Genomic DNA, 2,035 nt, shown 5'->3' on the forward strand with positions numbered 1-2,035 from the left:
GCCGCCGTGGCGGGTCGCGATCACCGGGCAGTTGAGCGCTATCGCCTCAGCCATCGAGCGCCCAAAGCTCTCGGGCTTGCTTGAAGCGCTTACCGTGACCGACGAGAGCGAGTAAATCTCGGCTACCTTGCTCTGCGAACCTGCAAAAATTACGCGCTCGCAGAGACCAAGCCCCTCTACGAGCGATTTTAGCTCGGAAAAATACTCGTCGCGGCCCGCTCCCACGCCGCCTACGATCAAAATTTTAAGCTTTTGTTCGCTCGCCAAAGCTGCGGCGCGGATCAGGGTTTTGTAATCCTTAATCTGCGTGATACGCCCAACGCCCGAGACGATGAAATCATCCTGCGCGAGGTTAAAATTCTGCCGAAATTCCGCGATGAAGCGCTCATCTAAATTTTTGGGATTAAATTTTTCTAGATCGATACCGCGCGGAATGATCGTGATCTTGGCTGCATCCGTGCCGTAGCTTCGCACCACGTGATCGCGCGTATAGCCGCTAGGACAGATGATCGCGTCCGCATCGGTCATAATCTTGCTGTAGAAATTTACGGAATTTATCCCATGCACGGTGCTTACGATCTTTGCACGCGGTTGAGCAAATTTAACCAGCCACGCCGGCACGCGGGAGCGGACATGCACGATGTCGGGAGCGATCTCGCTTAAAATTTTACGCAGCTTTAAGACGCGCGACGGAACGCTTAGGATATTTTTGGAGCAAACATCGAGCTGTATGTGCACGCCGCCCTCGTTTTCTATCTTTGGCGCCAATTTGCCGCCGTTACTGATAACGAAATTTTCGATGCCGCGCCGCGCAAACTCTCTATTTAGCTCGACTACGCCGCGCTCGACTCCGCCTTCGTTCAGCTCGGGCAGGATTTGCACGACCCTCATATTTTTATCTCCCTCACAAACGCCCCAAGATCGTACTTCGCAGTCTTTTTTAGCGCTTCATCGTAGCGCCTAGCATACCCCGTAGAAACGAGAGCATTTATAAAATCGTCAAATTTATTATGAGCGTCTTTGCGTTTTAAACTCAAAATAGCCACGTTCGCGCTCCCGTTAGATGCAGCCTCGCTTATCATCGAGACACTGTCCTCGCTGATAAAGACCCACTCGCACTGCGCCAAAAAATCGCCGATCGGATTTACGGGCTCGCGGCTATAAATCACGCTGTAATCCCAACTGAGCTTTTCTAGTGCACTCTCGGTAGCCCGCGGCGTGCGCGGAGAGGTCGTTAGCGCAAACTCGCAGTCCGCAAACTGCGCCCTTACGCCCTCTATCTGCTTTAAAATTTCATCCCCCATCTCAAAGCAGGAATTCGGCCCGCCAATGATAAATCCGATGGATTTGCGCTGCGGCCTATACAGCCCCTGCGGGTGCGAAAAGCTAAGCGAGACGGGCGAAATTTTAAGATTTGCGCGCGGCTCTGGGCGATCGTGCGCGCCTGCAATGATGACGCTAAAATCCTTGCGGTAGCCCTTCGGATACATCAATGCGACGCTCGGCTTTGCGTATCTGCGCGCGTAAAATTTTAGCGCGTAATAGGTCGTAGAGCCCGCTCCTACGAACAGATCAAAATCTGCGAAATTTAAATTGCGATCCGCCACGGCGTCTGAATTGGTGCCATTCGGCGCGGCGTCTAAATTTACGCTATTTTGCGAGGCGGAGCTATTTAAAGCGGGACTATTTAAATTTGATCCGTTTTTGAGGTCCGCCGCCGTGCCATTCCCGCCAAGATCGCACTTAAAAATTTTAAAATAAAGCCCGAAAAAATCAAGCGCGTAGGAGCAGAGTTTAAGAAGCTTGTTTGAGTAAGCGATCTTGCAAATGCAAAAATCAAACTCCCTTAACTCGCAAAATGCGATGCTTTGGTTCTCATGCCCCTTGCGACCGTCGCTTAAGATGAGCGCTTTGCGATGCGAATTTTTTTGGGCTGGCGGATTTGCAGCGGAGTTTTCGCTGTTTAAATTTAACGACCCGCCGCCTTCGACGCGCCCAACCATTCGCGCGCTCAGCTTCCTTCCTGCGTCACTCC

General features: G+C 51.9%; 2 protein-coding genes. Both read right to left on the minus strand.

Annotation, left to right across the window (positions count from 1 at the left end; translation table 11 throughout):
• Nucleotides 1-891, minus strand: an 891-nt coding sequence (locus Q0372_RS01890) for a glycosyltransferase (protein WP_298101847.1), incomplete at its 3' end; no start/stop codon positions are given.
• Nucleotides 888-2,035: ELM1/GtrOC1 family putative glycosyltransferase (locus tag Q0372_RS01895; RefSeq protein WP_366810351.1), on the minus strand; the 1,148-nt coding region annotated here is incomplete at its 5' end. The genes Q0372_RS01895 and Q0372_RS01890, both read right to left, overlap by 4 nt.

The organism is uncultured Campylobacter sp., from assembly GCF_937997405.1.
Taxonomy (GTDB): domain Bacteria; phylum Campylobacterota; class Campylobacteria; order Campylobacterales; family Campylobacteraceae; genus Campylobacter_B.